We start from the raw sequence: 253 nt of genomic DNA, 5'->3' as shown, positions 1-253 counted from the left end.
AACCTGATCGCCGCGCGCGTGGGCACCCCGCGCGTCACGCAGATCGCCGAGCAGTTCATCGTCGAACACGTGCGCGACACGAGCGCGCAACAGCGGATGCCGCTCGTCGCGCGGCGATCAGGTTCAGCATCATGTCGAGCGGCGCGACGCCGCCCGTGCACGTGATGCGGTCGCGGTCGACCACGAACAGTTCCTTCAGGAAGCGCGTATCCGGAAACTCTTCCTTCAGCGCCGACATGTTTTCCCAGTGGAT

Annotated in this window: 1 pseudogene; it reads right to left on the bottom strand. The window is 65.2% G+C overall.

Annotated elements, in window-relative coordinates:
• Positions 1 to 82 precede the first annotated feature (82 nt).
• Positions 83 to 253 (bottom strand): annotated as a pseudogene (locus ACEN88_RS35815) (GlxA family transcriptional regulator); the annotation flags it as partial.

Origin of the sequence: Massilia sp. CT11-108, from assembly GCF_047302915.1 — a bacterium.
In the GTDB taxonomy this organism is placed as follows: domain Bacteria; phylum Pseudomonadota; class Gammaproteobacteria; order Burkholderiales; family Burkholderiaceae_D; genus Telluria; species Telluria orientalis.
Note: the sequence above shows the minus strand (reverse complement) of the source record. Positions and strands in the feature narration are given on the sequence as shown.